We start from the raw sequence: 1,444 nt of genomic DNA on the forward strand, positions 1-1,444 counted from the left end.
GGATCAATCCCAAAAGTTGTGGAGCAGGCGTGAATTTTTGGATTTTAAGCATACAATTGAGTTAGTCTATACAGGAAGAATTCTATGTTTTTCACACCTCTAAACAGATTTCTAAAAGCCTTTATTTTTGCATTAAAAGATTCCGCGGAAGCATTAGTAGATCTGTTATCAAAGTAGTTCAATATAGTCTGATAATGGTTCTGTATGGACCTGGCAATTGTATTAAAAGACTTGAATCCCGTTTGCCGTACTTTTTCATGCCATTTGGCCAATCTCGCCAAGGCGAAGACTTTATCTGTTGTATTTTCAAAGATTTGGCTAAGCCCAAAACTGAGTCCATAGGCTGTTCTAAGGTCAGGGAACCTCCCGAATAGGAGTTCAGCACGATCCTTTTGGCTGTCTATCCAATTAGAAGGTTTTTTATATAGTACATATCTGCTACGCGCGAGCAGTTGTTTGATGGTATCTCCATTGTGTAGGACTTCTGTCTGAAATGGAGTTCCTGTCTTTTTTGAATGTTCTAGCGCTTCATTTTCTGCATCCATAGCTTCCCATCTGTATTTGATCCGCATCTCCTGCAGGGCTTCAGTAGCCAGCTTCTGTACATGAAAACGATCTGTTACCCTGGTTGCCTGCGGAAAACAACGCTTGCAGATCAACTCCATATTACCTGCCATATCCAGGGTAACTTCAGTCACTTTTTTTCTTGCTCTTTCGGGAATCTTTTTCAGCACTGAAATGACGGTTTCTGCCTTAGTCCCTGCTACAATGGCAACAATAGCCCCTTTTTTACCTTTTGCTGCTTTGTTGGTAAGGATGGTATAAAGTTCACCATGGGATAGACTGGTTTCGTCTATGGAAAGCTGTTCACCAAGATTTTCTGGATATAACAGCCACTTTTTTGCATGTGATTTTTGATCCCAGCTTTTAAAGTCACTGAGGTAATCACGATATTGACGAAGCAGATTTTTGGCTTTTACACCATAGAATGAGCTGATGGCATCAACGCTACTCGGCGCTGTATCGATTGATTTCTTTTAAAAAAGCCGCGAAATCCCCAGTCATTCGCGTTCCCTTTTCTACTAAAGTCCAATTCCGATAAATCACCTTAGACGTTTCTGTATTGAGCCATCGGCGTCTGCGGATATGAAAAAACACTTTATGACCACGGATAGGAAAGTCTTGAATTACAATCTGAGGGAAAAAGCCTTTGGACAAAACTTTGATCCCATCCCATTCTGAGGGGGGATTATTCAATTCTTCGAGTTCGATATGGAAGGTTTCACTATCCTCAATAACCCCTTTGAATTCAAAATTCTCTAGTATAAAATCTGGCAGAAATAATCTGAGCAAGGATGCAGTAGCTGATGGCATAAATATAAAACGGTATAGAAATACAAATCTATAATTTTATCGATTGCTCCACAACTTTTGGGATTGATCC

At 40.1% G+C, this 1,444-nt stretch carries 2 protein-coding genes; both read right to left on the reverse strand.

The features are described 5' to 3' along the window. Positions 1 to 44 precede the first annotated feature (44 nt). On the reverse strand, positions 45 to 1,028 hold the full coding sequence (locus EZ444_RS27020; protein WP_317130149.1) for an ISAon1 family transposase: 984 nt from the start codon (positions 1,026 to 1,028) through the stop codon (positions 45 to 47). Further along, a complete protein-coding gene (locus tag EZ444_RS27025) occupies positions 1,009 to 1,374 on the reverse strand; it encodes an ISAon1 family transposase N-terminal region protein (protein WP_131613003.1) in 366 nt (121 codons plus the stop codon). Before EZ444_RS27025 ends, EZ444_RS27020 begins: the two co-directional genes overlap by 20 nt. Positions 1,375 to 1,444 lie beyond the last annotated feature (70 nt).

It is taken from the genome of Pedobacter hiemivivus (assembly GCF_004331685.1).
In the GTDB taxonomy this organism is placed as follows: Bacteria; Bacteroidota; Bacteroidia; order Sphingobacteriales; family Sphingobacteriaceae; genus Pedobacter; species Pedobacter hiemivivus.

Coding starts and splice junctions, on each gene's coding strand:
- EZ444_RS27025 (WP_131613003.1), bottom strand. CDS start 1,374: ATGCCATCAGCTACTGCATCCTTGCTCAGATTATTTCTGCCAGATTTT.